Raw genomic sequence first — 13,739 nt, 5'->3', positions numbered from 1 at the left:
TGACGTCAAACGCGCTCAATGATCTTCTCCCCAAAGAGGCCCTGAGGCCGGAACAGCAAGAATACCAGCGCCAACATATAGGCAAACCAGTTTTCCGTGGCGCCGCCAAGGTACGGCTGACCAATCAGAAACTCGAACAGTTTTTCACCAACCCCGATGATCAGACCGCCAACGATCGCGCCGGGGATCGAGGTGAAACCGCCAAGCATCAGCACCGGCAGCGCTTTGAGCGCAATAAGGGACAGCGAAAACTGCACACCCGATTTCGCCCCCCACATGATACCGGCAACAAGGGCCACGAAACCCGCCAGCGACCACACCAGAATCCAGATGAAATTGAGCGAAACACCCACGGACAAGGCCGCCTGATGATCATCCGCCACCGCCCGCATGGCCCGGCCCTGCTTGGTGTATTGCGCAAACAACACGAGGCCCAGCACCAGAATGGCGGCCACGACCGAGGCCACAATATCCAGATTATCGATGAAAAACCCGTACCCAAAGGCCTCGAAAGTCACGGCGTCAATGGTTTCGTTGATGCCCTGCGGCAGGCCGACTTCAAGCGTTTTGATGTCTGAGCCCCACATCAAATCCCCAACGCCTTCGAGGAAATAGGCCAGCCCGATGGTCGCCATGAACAGGATGATCGGCTCCTGCCCGACCAAAAACCGGAAGATGTATCGCTGCACCAGCCAACTGAACAGCACCATGACGCACATCGTCAGGAAAATTGCCGCCAGCGCCGGTACATTCCAGCCGAAATAATGGATCTCCGTGCCGAAAATCGCATTGATCAGATGCGCAAAGGGCACCTGACCATTCATGATGCCGTAAAGCGTCATCGCCGCGAAAAGCGCCATGACGCCTTGGGCAAAGTTGAAAATTCCGCTGGCCTTGTAGATCAGCACAAAGCCCAGCGCCACGAGCGCATAAAGGACGCCCGCCATCAGCCCGTTCAGAAAAACCTCGGCGGTCCAAAGCAGTTGTTCAGGCATCGGAAGTCTCCCTGCGTGAGCGAATGAGAGCGGGCTTGCCGGTTGAAGCGCCGCACCGACGCAATACCGACGTCATACCGACGTGATACCGACGCCCCAAATCAGTCATGCGCCACCCCCAGATAGGCGTCGATCACCGCCTGATTGTTGCGCACCTCGTCCGGCGTGCCGTCGCCGATCTTTTTGCCGTAATCCATCACAACCACCCGGTCTGAAAGGTCCATGACCACGCCCATGTCATGCTCGATCAGCGCAATCGTCGTGCCGAATTCATCGTTCACATCAAGGATAAAGCGGCTCATATCCTCCTTTTCCTCCACGTTCATGCCCGCCATCGGCTCATCCAGCAGCAACAAAGACGGCTCCGCCGCCAAGGCCCGCGCCAGTTCCACACGCTTCTTCAACCCATAGGGCAGCCGGGATACCGGCGTTTTGCGGATCGCCTGAATTTCGAGGAAATCAATAATCTTTTCAGCAACTTCCCGGTTTTCAGTCTCTTCGGCTTCGGCTTTGCCACGCCAGATCGCCTGCCGCCAGATGTTGGTTTTCATATGCGTCAGACGCCCAGTCATCACATTGTCGAGCACTGACATGCCTTCGAACAAGGCGATGTTCTGGAACGTGCGCGCAATGCCCTGACGCGCCACCTGATAGGGTTTCATCGCCGGACGCTGCGCACCTTTGTAAAACACCTGCCCCTCTTGCGGGACATAGAACCCGGAAATCACGTTCAGCATCGAAGACTTCCCGGCCCCGTTCGGCCCGATGATGGCCCGGATTTCGCCCTCCCGGATGTCGAACGAGATGTCCTTGATCGCCTCCACCCCACCAAAGCGCAGGGTGATGTTCTTCATCTCCATCACCACCGGACCGATCCGGCGGCCATCTTCGGTCACGTAGCCGTCAATAGTATCTTTCATTCATACCTCTGATAAACGAGGGGGCACGCCGCGTGCATCATTGCGCTGCCATCCTTGCGCCAACCGGGTGCACCGCTGCCACCCGAACTTCCAGCGTTGCGGAGATTGAGCCCTTGCGCCCGTCTTCATAGGTCACTTCGGTCACAGTCGAGACCTCGGGCGACCCATCATAGAGTGCTGCAATGATATCGGCGTATTTCTCTTCGATGATCCGACGGCGCACCTTGCGGGTGCGGGTCAGCTCGCCATCATCCGCGTCCAGTTCCTTGTGCAGCACCACAAAACGATGAACCTGACAGCCCGACAGCATCACATCCTCGGCGACGGATGCGTTCACTTCTTCGACGTGTTCCTGAATCATGCCCATCACCTGCGGGTGACGCGCCAGTTCCTGATAGGACGCGTAGCCAATGTTGTTCCGCTCCGCCCAGTTACCTACGGCAGTCAGGTCGATGTTGATAAAGGCCGTGCATTCGTCGCGCCCGTTGCCAAACACGACCGCTTCCAGAATATTCGGGAAAAACTTGAGCTTATTCTCGGCGTATTTCGGCGCAAAGAGGGATCCGTCGGCCATTTTCCCGACATCCTTGGCGCGGTCGATGATCCTCAGGTGGCCCGTGTCCTCTTCGATAAAGCCCGCATCCCCCGTGGCCACCCAACCCTCGGCGTCCTTGGTGTCTGCCGTGCTTTCGGGGTTTTTGAAATATTCGACAAACACGCCCGGACTGCGGTAAAAGACTTCGCCATTCTCCGCGATCTTCAATTCAACACCGGGGCAGGTCACACCAACCGTGTCGGATCGCACCTCGCCATCGGGTTGCGCGGTGATGAACACGGTCGCTTCGGTCTGCCCGTAAAGCTGCTTGAGGTTGATCCCGAGTGAGCGAAAAAAGTCGAAAATCTCGGGCCCGATCGCTTCGCCAGCCGTGTACCCCACCCGAATCCGGCTGAACCCCAATGTATTCTTGAGGGGCCCGTAAATCGCCAATTCGCCAATGTTGTATTTGAAGCGGTCCCATTGGTTCACCGGTTGACCATCCAGAATATCCGGCCCGACGCGGCGCGCATGGGCCATGAAATAGTCAAACAGCCATTTTTTGAACCGGCCTGCGTCTTCCATACGGATCATCACATTGGTCAACTGCGTCTCGAAAACGCGCGGCGGTGCAAAGTAATAGGTCGGACCAATCTCACGCAGGTCGGTGTGCATTGTCTCGGCACTTTCCGGGCAGTTGGTGCAAAACCCTGTCCACAGCGCCTGACCGACGGAAAAAATGAAATCCCCGACCCATGCCATCGGCAAATAGGCAAGGATCGAATCCGTTTGCCGCAGATCATCAAATTCCGAGGATGATTTGGAAGTCTCAATCACATTGCGGTTGCTCAGCACCACCCCTTTTGGCTTGCCCGTAGTGCCGGACGTATAGAGCATGACGCAGGTGCTGTCGTAATTCAGCTTGGCCTGCCGGGCCGTGATTTCGGGCAGCAGTTCGTCCCGCTTGGCGCGGCCTGCATCCTGCACATGTGTATACTGGTGCAGTTTCGAATGATCGTATTTGCGCAGACCGCGCGGGTCGAGATAGATCATCTGCTCGAAACTGGGCAGTTGGTCACCGATTTCGATGACCTTATCGACCTGCTCCTGATCGCCCACGATCACGAAACGCGCACCACAGTGGCTCAGGACATAGGCCATCTCTTCGGCCACCGCATCCTGATAGAGCGGAACCGGCACCGCGCCGACCATCTCTGCAGCGATCATTGCCCAGTAAAGCCGGGGCCGATTGCGCCCGATGACTGCAATGAAGTCACCTTCCTGCACACCCAAGTCAACAAGCCCAAGGGCCAGCGCTTCGACCTCTTCCAAGGTCTCGGCCCATGTCCACGACTGCCAGATCCCGTACTCTTTCTCGCGATACGCAGGTGCGTCCGCGAACTCTTTGGCATTACGATGCAGCAGCGCCGGGACGGACTGTGGTCCGTCGACCTGCGTTGGAACAGTATTCAATTTTCGTCCTCCCAGACCTTGCCATTGAAAGGCAAGTGCGGTCGTTTTTTGACCGTCGTGTGCACAACAATGTAAGTTTTCAGATGAAGGTCAACTTTTTAGTTTCATTTGGCCACCGCCTGACTGCGACGGGGCCAGAATCTCGAAGACGCGCGCCAAACCATCGGGATCGAAAACGCTGTCCTCAACATCAATCGCGCGACAGTTTTCAAGCAAGCAAACCCGCAGCGTCGTTCAGCGGGAAAAGCCTGCGATGTGCATCACGCAATCCAAGTGGTCTTTCAACCCGCAACGCAGTGGCTTAATAAAAGCGATACCAAGCAGAAAGAACGCATGTCCCACATTACCCTTATTCGCCACGGTCAGGCAAATTCAGGTGCCACTGACGAGCAAAGCTACGACAAGTTGAGCACCTTGGGCCATCAGCAATCCGCGTGGCTGGGGGCACATCTGAAGGCGCAAAACCAACATCACGCACGGCTTTTCACCGGCACCTTGCGGCGGCACGTCGAAACCGAAGCGGCCATGCAAATGGGCCTGACACCGATCAGGGACGCGCGCCTGAATGAGCTGGAATACCTGACACTTGCGCGTGCCATGGAAAAAGAACACGGGGTTCCCTTTCCGACGGATCAGGCAGGTTTCACGACCCATTTGCCCATGCTCTTTGCCGCGTGGCAAAGGGATGAGATCGCCGGGGCACCGGAACGGTTTTGCGAATTTGAAGCCCGGATTTCGGACGTTCTGCGCGAAATAGCTGAGGGGGACGGACCCGCATTGGTCGTCACCTCCGGTGGGCTGATTGCCTGTGCCATGCGGCAGGTCCTGCGGCTGGACATCGGCGCCATGGCGCAACTCGCGCTCGCCATCTACAATACGTCGCAACATCGGCTGTTCCCCATTGGCGGGCAGTTGTCGCCGACCATGTTCAACGCGATTCCGCATCTGGAAGACCCAAGCCGCCACTTCGCCCAGACCCACGTCTGAAGGAGCTTCCATGCGTCTCTATTATTCGCCCGGTTCGATCGCGGTTGCCGTCGCAATCACCCTTTACGAAGCACAACTGCCATTTGAGCCTGTCAAAGTGAGTTTTGCGGATGCAGAGCAGACAAAGGCACCCTACCTCGGCCTCAACCCCAAAGGCCGCGTCCCGACACTCGACACAGGTGGCAACCTTCTAACCGAAACCGGCGCGATCCTTGAATACATCGCAGCCCTCGCCCCGCAGGCCGCCCTTGTGCCGCAGGACCCGCTGAAGGCTGCACATATGCGCGCCGTGATGTATTATCTTGCCTCGACCATGCATGTGAACCACGCGCACCGCCTGCGCGGCAACCGCTGGGCAGATCACCCCGAAAGCCTCGCGGATATGGCCGCCAGGGCGACGCTGAATATGACGCAAAATGCACGATACGTTGAGGACCATTGCCTGAAGGGCGATTTTGTCACCGGGGATCGTCTGTCCCTCGCGGACCCTTACCTGTTTGTCGTCTGTTCGTGGCTGGAGGGGGACGGAGTGCGTTTGGATGATTTTCCCAAGATCACCGCGTTTGACAAACGGATGCGGGCGCGCGATGGCGTGCGTCAGGCAGTAAAGGCGGGGATGCTACCGGCATGACACATCTTTGGGTACGCGCTGAACAACGCGACAATGAAACGCGCGTCGGGTTGACGCCTGATGGGGCACGCCAGCTGATTGCATCGGGCATCACCCTCACGGTTGAACAAAGCCCGACGCGCGTCATTCCCGATGCCGCCTACGCCGCGACAGGCTGCACGATGGCCCCCGCGCACAGCTGGCCCGATGCGCCGAAAGACGCGATCATCTTCGGCCTGAAAGAGCTGCCCGAGGATGGAACGCCCCTGCCGCACCGTCACATCATGTTTGGTCACGCGTTCAAGGGGCAACCAGCGGGACGCGTTCTGTTGCAACGCTTCAAAGCGGGCGGTGGCACGCTGCTGGATCTGGAATATCTGGTGGATGATCAGAACCGACGGGTTGCCGCCTTTGGATACTGGGCAGGCTACGCCGGGGCGGCGGTCGCGCTGAAATGCTGGGCCGCGCAACAAAGGGGCAGTATCGCAGGCCCGGTCACGCCTCATGACAGTTCCACGCATCTGCTGGCCGATCTGCAAAGCGATCTGCTGGCAACGGGCACGCACCGCCCGACGGCCCTGATCATCGGTGCGCTGGGGCGCGTCGGAACGGGTGTTTTCGATCTGTGCACGGCGATGGGTGTTGCCTGCACGAAATGGGATATGGCCGAAACCACAGGTGGCGGCCCTTTCCCCGAGGTGCTGGCGCATGATCTGTTTTTCAACTGTGTGCTGGCGCGTCCCGGCACGCCGGTTTTCGTCCCTGCACAGACCGCAGACGCTGCGCGACGGCTATCGGTCATCGCGGATATTGCCTGCGACCCGGACAGCGATTTTTCCCCGATCAAGGTCTATGACCGGACGACGACATGGGCAGAACCGGCGCGACGCGTGCATGATCAACCGATGCTCGATGTGACGGCCATCGACAACCTGCCCTCGCTGTTGCCGCTCGAAAGCAGTCAGGATTATGCCGCGCAATTGCTGCCGACGCTGATGTCCCTGAAGGACAATAGCGCTATCTGGCAACGCGCTGCGACGACCTACAGGACGCACCGCGACAGGCTTTAGCGCTCAGGAAAAGATACGGAAATAAAGCCAGTCCGGCAGGAATTGGCTGCCCCGAAACACCCATGAAAACAGCGTCGGAAAACTGTTCTTGAAACGCTTGGTGTTCATGTGACGGAACATGTGATCCGCTGCCTCATCCGGTGTCATGATGAAGGGCATGGAAAAGTCGTTCTTGTCCGTCAATTGCGTCTTGATAAAGCCGGGGTTTGACACCTGCACGTCCACACCGCTGCCGCGCAGGTCCGCATACATGCATTCCGCCAGCGACATCGTACCGGCCTTTGATGCCGTGTATCCGATCGAACCGGGAAGCCCGCGAAACCCCGACAGACTGCCGGTGATCACCACATGGCCCGCGCCTCTGGACACGAATTGCGGCACGATCCGCCCCATCACACGCACCAGGCCGGTGAAATTGATATCCGCCATCGCGGTCGCTTTTTCGGCATCCCACTCCTGTGCCGCAAATGGCCAGTAGACGCCCGCCAGATAGACGACGCCATCTATCTGCCCGATTGCGTTTGCGGCCTGATCGACACTTGCATCATCCGACACGTCAACCACCTGAACCGAAGCCTCATTCGGCAGGTTTTCCGCAACGGCGGCCAGTTTATCCGCGGACCGGGCGGACAGGATGACATGCGCGCCGGCGCGGCTCATCTTCAGCGCGAGCGCCGCGCCCAAACCGTCACTTGCGCCAACAAGCCAGTATCGTTTGCCTTTCCAGTCACGCATTATGCTTCCTTAGGCCGCATCGTCGCGACAAGCTCCGCAACCTTGATGCCGAATTTTCTGAACTGCGAGCGGTTCATGATCGTACCATTCGGCGTCAGATACATCCAGTCAACGGTATTGAGAACATGACCGCCTGACGCCTCCGGAAGGCGAATGTCGTATTTCAACAGCACGGTTGAACCGGATTGCCTGCCTTGTCCTTCCCCGACAACATCGGACGCCAAGGCGCGGATTTTACCGTCATTTCCGAGCGTCAGATGCCATTCGCGATCCTGAACGGTGCCATCGTCATAGACGAACCGTTCTTTCATAACACCCGTGTTGCCTTCCCACGAGGCATCGAAATCAGCGACAAAACGGCTGCTGACACGGCCCAGTGGGCCATAGATCACACCTTCGCACAGGATCGGGCCATTGAGGTGTTCGCGCACGTCGAATGCGGGGTTTTCATCTTCGTAATCCTCCGGGGTCTGCGCGGTGAAACTCCAGAAGGTACGCCGCATCCAGACAAGGGTGAACGCGAGAAGCGCACCGATCAGGATATAGAACCACATATTCACTCTTCAGGCCTCCTTCAGGTCGGTCATCACCAGCAAGGCGATGGCGATTAGTTTCAAGGCACACGGCACCGCCGCGTAAAGCAGCGTCAGCAGTGCCAAGGCCTCCGGCGGGTTTTGCAATGACCCGCTTTGAAAGCCTGCCCGTTCAAGCAGGGGCAACAAAGTGACTGCCGCAAAGGCAAGGGTCAGTTTCGAAACAAACGACCAAAGCCCAAAGCCCTCTGATGCCGATGGCGAGATTTGCGCCATACGGGACGCAAAAATCGCCGGTAACAATGTCAGATCAGCCCCCAGAGTCGCACCGGACGCCAAGCAGATCAGAGCAAACAGCACCCAATCGCCGGGACCGAGCGTTAAGGTAAGTCCAAAAGCCGCGATGGCCAGACCCATCGCAAGCAAAAGTACATTGCGCGGCCCAAAACGCTCTGCCAGAGCGCTCCAGACCGGGGCGGCAAGCGCTGCGGACAAGAAGAAGAGCAACAGCAGTGGCCCCTCGAAACCCGGGGCGGCCAGCTTGCTTTCCACAAAGAACAAAAACAGCGTGGAACTGACGGCAACGGGGGCGGCGTTGACCATGGCGATCAACAACAAACGCCGCGCCAGCGGGTCTTTGAGCACCGTGGCAAACCCGGTGGACGCCGCGACGCCGGCCGTGCTCCATTCCTCTCTCATCGCCCAGACGGCCGCGAGGCCCAGTACACAAAACCCGATGGCAAACCCCGCAAAAGGCGCATTCATCGCCGCCCCCAGGGCAACCGGCGCGACCGAAGCCACGCATACGCCAGTGAGCGCACCGCTTTCGCGCCAACGGGCAAGACGCAGATGCCCTTGCCCGGGCATCGCATCCGCCTTGATCACGCCCTGTGCGTAAAAGTTGATGGTCAGAAAGCTGAACGCTGAAAACACGAACGTCAGGCACAGACCGAACCACACCAGCGGGGGCAGCAAAGGCGGCACCGCAAAAAGCGCAACCATGGCAACAGCCATGATCAGCGCAGCAATGGAGACATAGGTGCGGCGCTGCGTGCGGGTTTTTTCCGCCAGTTTGCCCAGCAGCGGGTCCTGAACCACATCAAGCAGGCGCAGCCCGAACAGCACCGCGCCCAAGGCCGCAAGCGACACACCATATTCATCCAGATAGAATTTCGGCGCGTGGATGTATATCGGCAAACCCGCCGCTGCCAGCAGAGCCGCAAAAAGCGAATAGGCGGGTAACCTCTGCGTCTTTTGCACTATCTTGACACTTCTTTTGATGGCGGTTTGGGACGTCCGCGATAGATGGCCCCCTTGATCCAGAGCTTGAGCGCCTGCCAGTGGATGAGCGCCAGAACGCGGCGCGCGCCAAGAGGTCGGCGAAACGCCGCGCGCAGGATTGCGCCGTTGGTCAATGGTTTGCGATGGCCCGTCAGCGTGGCGATCAAACCGCCATCCGGGCGCGCGTAATCAATCCAGATGCCGATGCGCGCATCCGTCACATCAAAGCGGAACTTGTACCCGCCTTCCACCGGCTGAAAGGGTGAGACATGGAAAATCTTGGTCGCCTGAAGCGTGTCACTCGGTTCAATCGGGCGCTGATCAGAATGCGCGCACAGATAACTGTGCCGGTCCCCGAAGGTGTTCGAAACTTCTGCGATCACCGTGATCAAGGCCCCGTCAGAGCGACGGCACAACCAGAAACTCACGGGGTTGAACACATGCCCCAACACCCGCGGCTGTGCCAGAAGTTCAATCGTTTCCACATCGCGGATCTGATGCTGGCCAAGCACCTCGCGCACCCAAGAGGCACCGCGCCCCTGCCCGGGTGCGCCGCCGTGATCAAGGTCTTTCAGACCGGTGAACCCGCGCCCGTTTCGCGAGAACAACCATGGGGTCTTTACCTCCGCTTCGGCGTCCAGCAGCACGTAATCCACCGAATAGCGAAACGCGTTGCTGATCGCACCCTTGCGGCCATGATACGTCAGCCCGGAGATATGATCGATGCCTAAGGTCACTCGGCCGCGACTTTCATCTGCTCATTGCTGCGCAGCTTGCGCACGACGTCGACCGCGCTGGACAGTCCGTCTTCATGAAAGCCGTTTTTCATCCATGCCCCGCAGAACCACGTGTTTTGTGCCCCGTTAAAATCCGCAACCTCCTTCTGTGCCGTCAAGGCCGCGAGATCATAGACCGGATGGCGCAGCGTGGCCTGATCGTAGATCAACTCTTCGCGGATCGTGCGTTTCGTGTTCAACGTCACGAAATGCGGGTCATCATGCGGGATGGGCTGCAGCGAATTCATCCAATAGGTCAGATCAATCCGGTCGGACAGGGCATCCTTGTCCTCTGTGTAGACCCAGCTCGCCCATGTCTTTTTACGCTTCGGCATGATGCTTGCATCCGCGTGCAGCACAATGTCATTTGGCTGATAGGCGACGGCATCCAATGCGGCAGTTTCCTGCGCGCTGGGGTCAGCCAGCATCTTGAGGGAATCATCCGAATGGGTCGCCATGATCACATGATCGAACGCCTCCTCTTCACCGCCCCACGGACGGATGAACACCTTGCCCCCCACACGACGCACCGATTGAACAGCCGCCCCGAGGCGCATCTCGACACCCTGCGCCAGCAGGGCATTTTCCAGCCGCCGCACATATTGCGTCGACCCGCCCTGCACCGTGTACCATTGATGCTGTCCAGTGGTATTCAACAGCGCATGGTTTTCGAAGAACCGGATCAGCGCATAGGCCGGGAAATCCATGATTTTCTCAACCGGAGTGGACCAGATGGCCCCGGACAGCGGCAACAGATAGTAATCGCGAAACCACGGACCCGTGCCCATCTTGTCAAGGAATTCCCCCAGCGTCAGGCTTTCGTCCTGCGCGACAGTGATGGCATGTTTGTTGAATTTGAAGATGTCCCGCACCATGCGCAAAAACGCAGGATGAACCGCATTTCGCCGTTGCGCAAAAAGCGCATCAAGAGAGGTCAGCGCATATTCCAGCGCACCCCCGTCGATGGATGCGCCAAAGCTCATGTTCGATTTTACGACCGGCACATCCAGTTGTTCGAACAGCGCGGCCATATAGGGATAATTGGCATAATTAAAGACGATGAAGCCGGTATCCACCGGCTGATCCCCCCGCTTGCCCGCCATCTTGGTGCGCGCGTGACCGCCCAGACGATCCTCGGCTTCGAACAGGGTGACCTTGTGGGTCTTGGACAGCATATGCGCGGCCCCCAACCCGGAGATTCCAGCGCCAATGATCGCAACTTTGGTTTGATTTTGAGGAGGTGTGTACGCTGGCAACTCGCCCAGCGTGAGAGCTTCAAACGGCATTGATGTCTTTCTACCTTGGTGACAGTCTTGCAGAGGTATACGCGGCATATTGGTCGCTGGATGAATTGAAAACCATCCTTAAATAAGAGTGATCCAAATTCTGTCGCATGGCGTATCCTTGGTATGTGTGCAAATCTGACCATCCAACCGGACACGGCATCGCCATTCCAGCTCGTCGGGCCGGGTACTTCTGGGCATTTGAAAGTAGTGAAAACGGGACGTGAGCAAGTGACGTCAAGTGAACCATCGAAACGGATGCTCTGGGTATCTCACATGACGCGTATCCGGGATGATCAGGACCGCGCCGCATTCGCGGAGTTGTTTGATCACTTCGCGCCGCGCGTCAAAGGGTTCCTGATCAAATCCGGTGCGGATTCGACCCTGGCCGAGGAATGCACACAGGACGTGATGGCCACGCTCTGGCACAAGTCGCATCAGTTCGACCCCTCGCGGGCCTCTGTCGCAACGTGGATTTTCACCATCGCGCGAAACCGCAAGATTGACCTGCTGCGTCGCAACAGACGCCCGGAGCCGGAAGACCTGACCTGGGGTCCCGAAGCGGAACCGGATCAGGCGGAAGTACTGGGCCTGCAGCAGGAGTCAGAGATATTGGTTTCGGCCCTCGCGGCGCTGCCGCCCGCGCAAAGAGAATTGATAGAAAAGGCATATTTCGGGGACCTGACCCACAGCGAGATTGCCGCACAAACCGGTCTGCCGCTTGGCACGATCAAATCGAGAATAAGACTGGCGTTGGACAGATTACGCCACGCAATGAAGTGATGAAACGATGACTGATACCATTAAACACCATCTCAATGACGCCATTCTCATGGCCTATTCTGCCGGAACGCTACCTGAAGCCTTCAACCTGATGGTCGCGGCACATCTGTCGCTCTGCGACAGCTGCCGTGCGCAGGCGGAGAGCTTTGACGCGCTCGGCGGTGCTCTGCTTGAGCAAAGCGCCGATACCGAAATGGACAACAACAGTTTTGCGAACACCATGGATCTGATCGCGGGTGGCGATATCGATGTGACCATGCCTGCGGCGAAAACGACACCAGGCGTGCTGCCCAAGCCGATACAGGATTACGTGGGCGGCGATCTTGACAGCATCAAGTGGAAGCCAATTGGCATGGGCGTGAAGCAAGCGATTTTGCCGACATCGAAAGACGCAACCGCACGTTTGTTGCTGATCCCGGCGGGCACCGCGATGCCGGATCACGGACACAAGGGCACCGAAATGACCATGGTGCTCAAAGGCGCGTTTCAGGACGATGACGGATATTTCGCACGTGGCGACGTGGAAATCGCCGACAGTGACCTGCACCACACGCCGGTTGCGGACATCCACGAGGATTGCATCTGCCTTGCAGTTGCGGATGCGCCGCTGGAATTCGACCGCCTGCTGCCGAAGATCGCGCAACGGTTCCTCAGGATTTAAGCTGGTTGCACGACCTCAAAGGCCTGCAACCTTTGCCAATCGAACGTCACGCCGATCCCGGATTCATCCGGCGCAACCGCGCGTGCGTCCTCAATCACCAGCGGACGCATCGTGTATCGGTCGATTGGAAAGCTGTGCACTTCGATCCAGCCGGCGTGCGCCTGAGCGGAAACAAGGCTCACGTGCAATTCCTGCATGCCATGCGAACATAGTGCGATGCCGCTTTGTTCGGTCAGCGCCGCAACCTGCAACCACCCCGTGATACCACCGCAATTAGATGCATCGGGCTGGATGAAGCCCAGATCTGACTGCGCCACGGCCATTTCAAACTCGTGGATCGTGTGCAGGTTTTCGCCCTGCGCCACGGCCATGCCCGTCGCTTTGGTGATCTGCGCATATCCGGGGTAATTGTCCGGGATGATCGGCTCTTCAAACCATAGGATATTCTGGTCCTTCACCGCATTGGCGAGGGTGATCGCCTGCTCCACCGTCAACGCATAATTCGCGTCGATCATGAAATCGGCGTCGGGACCGATATGGCGACGCACGGCACGGATACGGGCAATATCGTCTGCCATATCTGGCTGGCCGACCTTGATTTTGACCGCATTCAGGCCCGCATCGAGATAGCCCTGCACATGCGTGAGCAGTTTGGGCAGCGGAAAGGCAAGATCAATGCCGCCGCCATAGGCTTTGCAACTGTTATCCACGCCACCCGCCAGTTGCCAGAGGGGCGCGCCATGCGCCTTGCAGCGCAAATCCCACAGGGCGATATCGACCGCCGAGATCGCAAAGCTGACGATGCCGCCACGCCCCACGTAATGCATATGCCATTGCATCGCATCGTTCAGCGCTTCGACGTCCTGCGCGTACTTGCCGATGAGAAAGGGCGCCAGATCATGCGTGATCATCGCCGCCGTCGCATGCCCGCCGCGCCCGCCGTTATAGGTATAACCCGTGCCCTGACGCCCGTCTTCCAGCGTTATGGTCGCCGTGATGAGGTGAAAGTGGCTGTGACTGCCGTGTTTGGCATCCACCAACACCTCATCCAAGGGCACATTGAAAAGCCGGGCCTGAACCGTGGCGATCCGGCTCAT

14 protein-coding genes are annotated in these 13,739 nt (G+C 58.2%); 5 read left to right on the top strand and 9 right to left on the bottom strand.

The genetic code is table 11. The features are described 5' to 3' along the window. Positions 1-5: 5 nt before the first annotated feature. From RD1_RS03235 to RD1_RS03225, 3 genes are all read right to left on the bottom strand, one after another. Complete coding sequence (locus RD1_RS03235; protein WP_011567022.1) at positions 6-995, bottom strand: branched-chain amino acid ABC transporter permease; 990 nt, start codon at positions 993-995, stop codon at positions 6-8. 101 nt (positions 996-1,096) lie between these two features. Then, positions 1,097-1,915 carry an ABC transporter ATP-binding protein gene (locus tag RD1_RS03230; protein ID WP_011567021.1) on the bottom strand — a complete coding sequence of 273 codons (819 nt, stop codon included), beginning with the start codon at positions 1,913-1,915 and terminating at the stop codon, positions 1,097-1,099. 37 nt (positions 1,916-1,952) lie between these two features. Next, entirely contained in the window at positions 1,953-3,923 is a 1,971-nt protein-coding gene (locus tag RD1_RS03225; protein ID WP_011567020.1) for an AMP-binding protein, read from the bottom strand. A 333-nt stretch (positions 3,924-4,256) separates the two neighbouring features. Between RD1_RS03225 and RD1_RS03220 the strand changes: the two genes are divergently transcribed. The 3 genes from RD1_RS03220 to RD1_RS03210 are packed head-to-tail and all read left to right on the top strand — an operon-like array spanning position 4,257 to position 6,590. Further along, on the top strand, positions 4,257-4,910 hold the full coding sequence (locus RD1_RS03220) for a histidine phosphatase family protein (RefSeq protein WP_011567018.1): 654 nt from the start codon (positions 4,257-4,259) through the stop codon (positions 4,908-4,910). 10 nt (positions 4,911-4,920) lie between these two features. Next, positions 4,921-5,541 (top strand): glutathione S-transferase family protein, encoded by a 621-nt coding sequence (locus RD1_RS03215; RefSeq protein WP_011567017.1) that lies wholly within the window; start codon positions 4,921-4,923, stop codon positions 5,539-5,541. Further along, entirely contained in the window at positions 5,538-6,590 is a 1,053-nt protein-coding gene (locus RD1_RS03210) for a saccharopine dehydrogenase (protein ID WP_011567016.1), read from the top strand. The genes RD1_RS03215 and RD1_RS03210 overlap by 4 nt, the downstream gene beginning before the upstream one ends. 3 nt (positions 6,591-6,593) lie before the next feature. Here RD1_RS03210 and RD1_RS03205 read toward each other — a convergent pair whose 3' ends face one another. The 5 genes from RD1_RS03205 to RD1_RS03185 are packed head-to-tail and all read right to left on the bottom strand — an operon-like array spanning position 6,594 to position 11,201. Then, positions 6,594-7,325 carry an SDR family NAD(P)-dependent oxidoreductase gene (locus RD1_RS03205; protein ID WP_011567015.1) on the bottom strand — a complete coding sequence of 244 codons (732 nt, stop codon included), beginning with the start codon at positions 7,323-7,325 and terminating at the stop codon, positions 6,594-6,596. Continuing rightward, positions 7,325-7,885 (bottom strand): DUF3833 domain-containing protein, encoded by a 561-nt coding sequence (locus RD1_RS03200; protein ID WP_105880310.1) that lies wholly within the window; start codon positions 7,883-7,885, stop codon positions 7,325-7,327. Before RD1_RS03200 ends, RD1_RS03205 begins: the two co-directional genes overlap by 1 nt. A 3-nt stretch (positions 7,886-7,888) precedes the next feature. After that, positions 7,889-9,118, bottom strand: coding sequence for an MFS transporter (locus tag RD1_RS03195; protein WP_011567013.1), 1,230 nt, complete (start codon positions 9,116-9,118; stop codon positions 7,889-7,891). Then, positions 9,118-9,876, bottom strand: coding sequence for a DUF1365 domain-containing protein (locus tag RD1_RS03190; protein WP_011567012.1), 759 nt, complete (start codon positions 9,874-9,876; stop codon positions 9,118-9,120). Before RD1_RS03190 ends, RD1_RS03195 begins: the two co-directional genes overlap by 1 nt. After that, positions 9,873-11,201: an NAD(P)/FAD-dependent oxidoreductase gene (locus RD1_RS03185; protein WP_044032910.1), complete on the bottom strand. Its 1,329-nt coding sequence runs from the start codon at positions 11,199-11,201 to the stop codon at positions 9,873-9,875. The genes RD1_RS03190 and RD1_RS03185 overlap by 4 nt, the downstream gene beginning before the upstream one ends. Positions 11,202-11,456: 255 nt before the next feature. Here RD1_RS03185 and RD1_RS03180 point away from each other — a divergent pair, with 255 nt between their 5' ends. After that, on the top strand, positions 11,457-11,981 hold the full coding sequence (locus tag RD1_RS03180) for a sigma-70 family RNA polymerase sigma factor (protein WP_050759048.1): 525 nt from the start codon (positions 11,457-11,459) through the stop codon (positions 11,979-11,981). Positions 11,982-11,988: 7 nt separating this feature from the next. Then, positions 11,989-12,642: a ChrR family anti-sigma-E factor gene (locus RD1_RS03175; protein ID WP_011567009.1), complete on the top strand. Its 654-nt coding sequence runs from the start codon at positions 11,989-11,991 to the stop codon at positions 12,640-12,642. On the opposite strand, the gene RD1_RS03170 is transcribed toward RD1_RS03175, so the two are convergent. Continuing rightward, positions 12,639-13,739, bottom strand: coding sequence for a mandelate racemase/muconate lactonizing enzyme family protein (locus RD1_RS03170; protein ID WP_011567008.1), 1,101 nt, complete (start codon positions 13,737-13,739; stop codon positions 12,639-12,641). The two genes, RD1_RS03175 and RD1_RS03170, sit on opposite strands and share 4 nt — an antisense overlap.

It is taken from the genome of Roseobacter denitrificans OCh 114 (genome assembly GCF_000014045.1).
GTDB lineage: Bacteria > Pseudomonadota > Alphaproteobacteria > Rhodobacterales > Rhodobacteraceae > Roseobacter > Roseobacter denitrificans.
Note: the sequence above shows the minus strand (reverse complement) of the source record. Positions and strands in the feature narration are given on the sequence as shown.

Excerpts from the sequence above, each read along its gene's own strand:
- RD1_RS03180 (WP_050759048.1), top strand. The coding sequence starts at position 11,457 with ATGCTCTGGGTATCTCACATGACGCGTATCCGGGATGATCAGGACCGC.
- RD1_RS03215 (WP_011567017.1), top strand. The coding sequence starts at position 4,921 with ATGCGTCTCTATTATTCGCCCGGTTCGATCGCGGTTGCCGTCGCAATC.
- RD1_RS03230 (WP_011567021.1), bottom strand. The coding sequence starts at position 1,915 with ATGAAAGATACTATTGACGGCTACGTGACCGAAGATGGCCGCCGGATC.
- RD1_RS03210 (WP_011567016.1), top strand. The coding sequence starts at position 5,538 with ATGACACATCTTTGGGTACGCGCTGAACAACGCGACAATGAAACGCGC.
- RD1_RS03185 (WP_044032910.1), bottom strand. The coding sequence starts at position 11,201 with ATGCCGTTTGAAGCTCTCACGCTGGGCGAGTTGCCAGCGTACACACCT.
- RD1_RS03170 (WP_011567008.1), bottom strand. The coding sequence starts at position 13,739 with ATGAGCCGGATCGCCACGGTTCAGGCCCGGCTTTTCAATGTGCCCTTG.
- RD1_RS03220 (WP_011567018.1), top strand. The coding sequence starts at position 4,257 with ATGTCCCACATTACCCTTATTCGCCACGGTCAGGCAAATTCAGGTGCC.
- RD1_RS03175 (WP_011567009.1), top strand. The coding sequence starts at position 11,989 with ATGACTGATACCATTAAACACCATCTCAATGACGCCATTCTCATGGCC.
- RD1_RS03235 (WP_011567022.1), bottom strand. The coding sequence starts at position 995 with ATGCCTGAACAACTGCTTTGGACCGCCGAGGTTTTTCTGAACGGGCTG.
- RD1_RS03205 (WP_011567015.1), bottom strand. The coding sequence starts at position 7,325 with ATGCGTGACTGGAAAGGCAAACGATACTGGCTTGTTGGCGCAAGTGAC.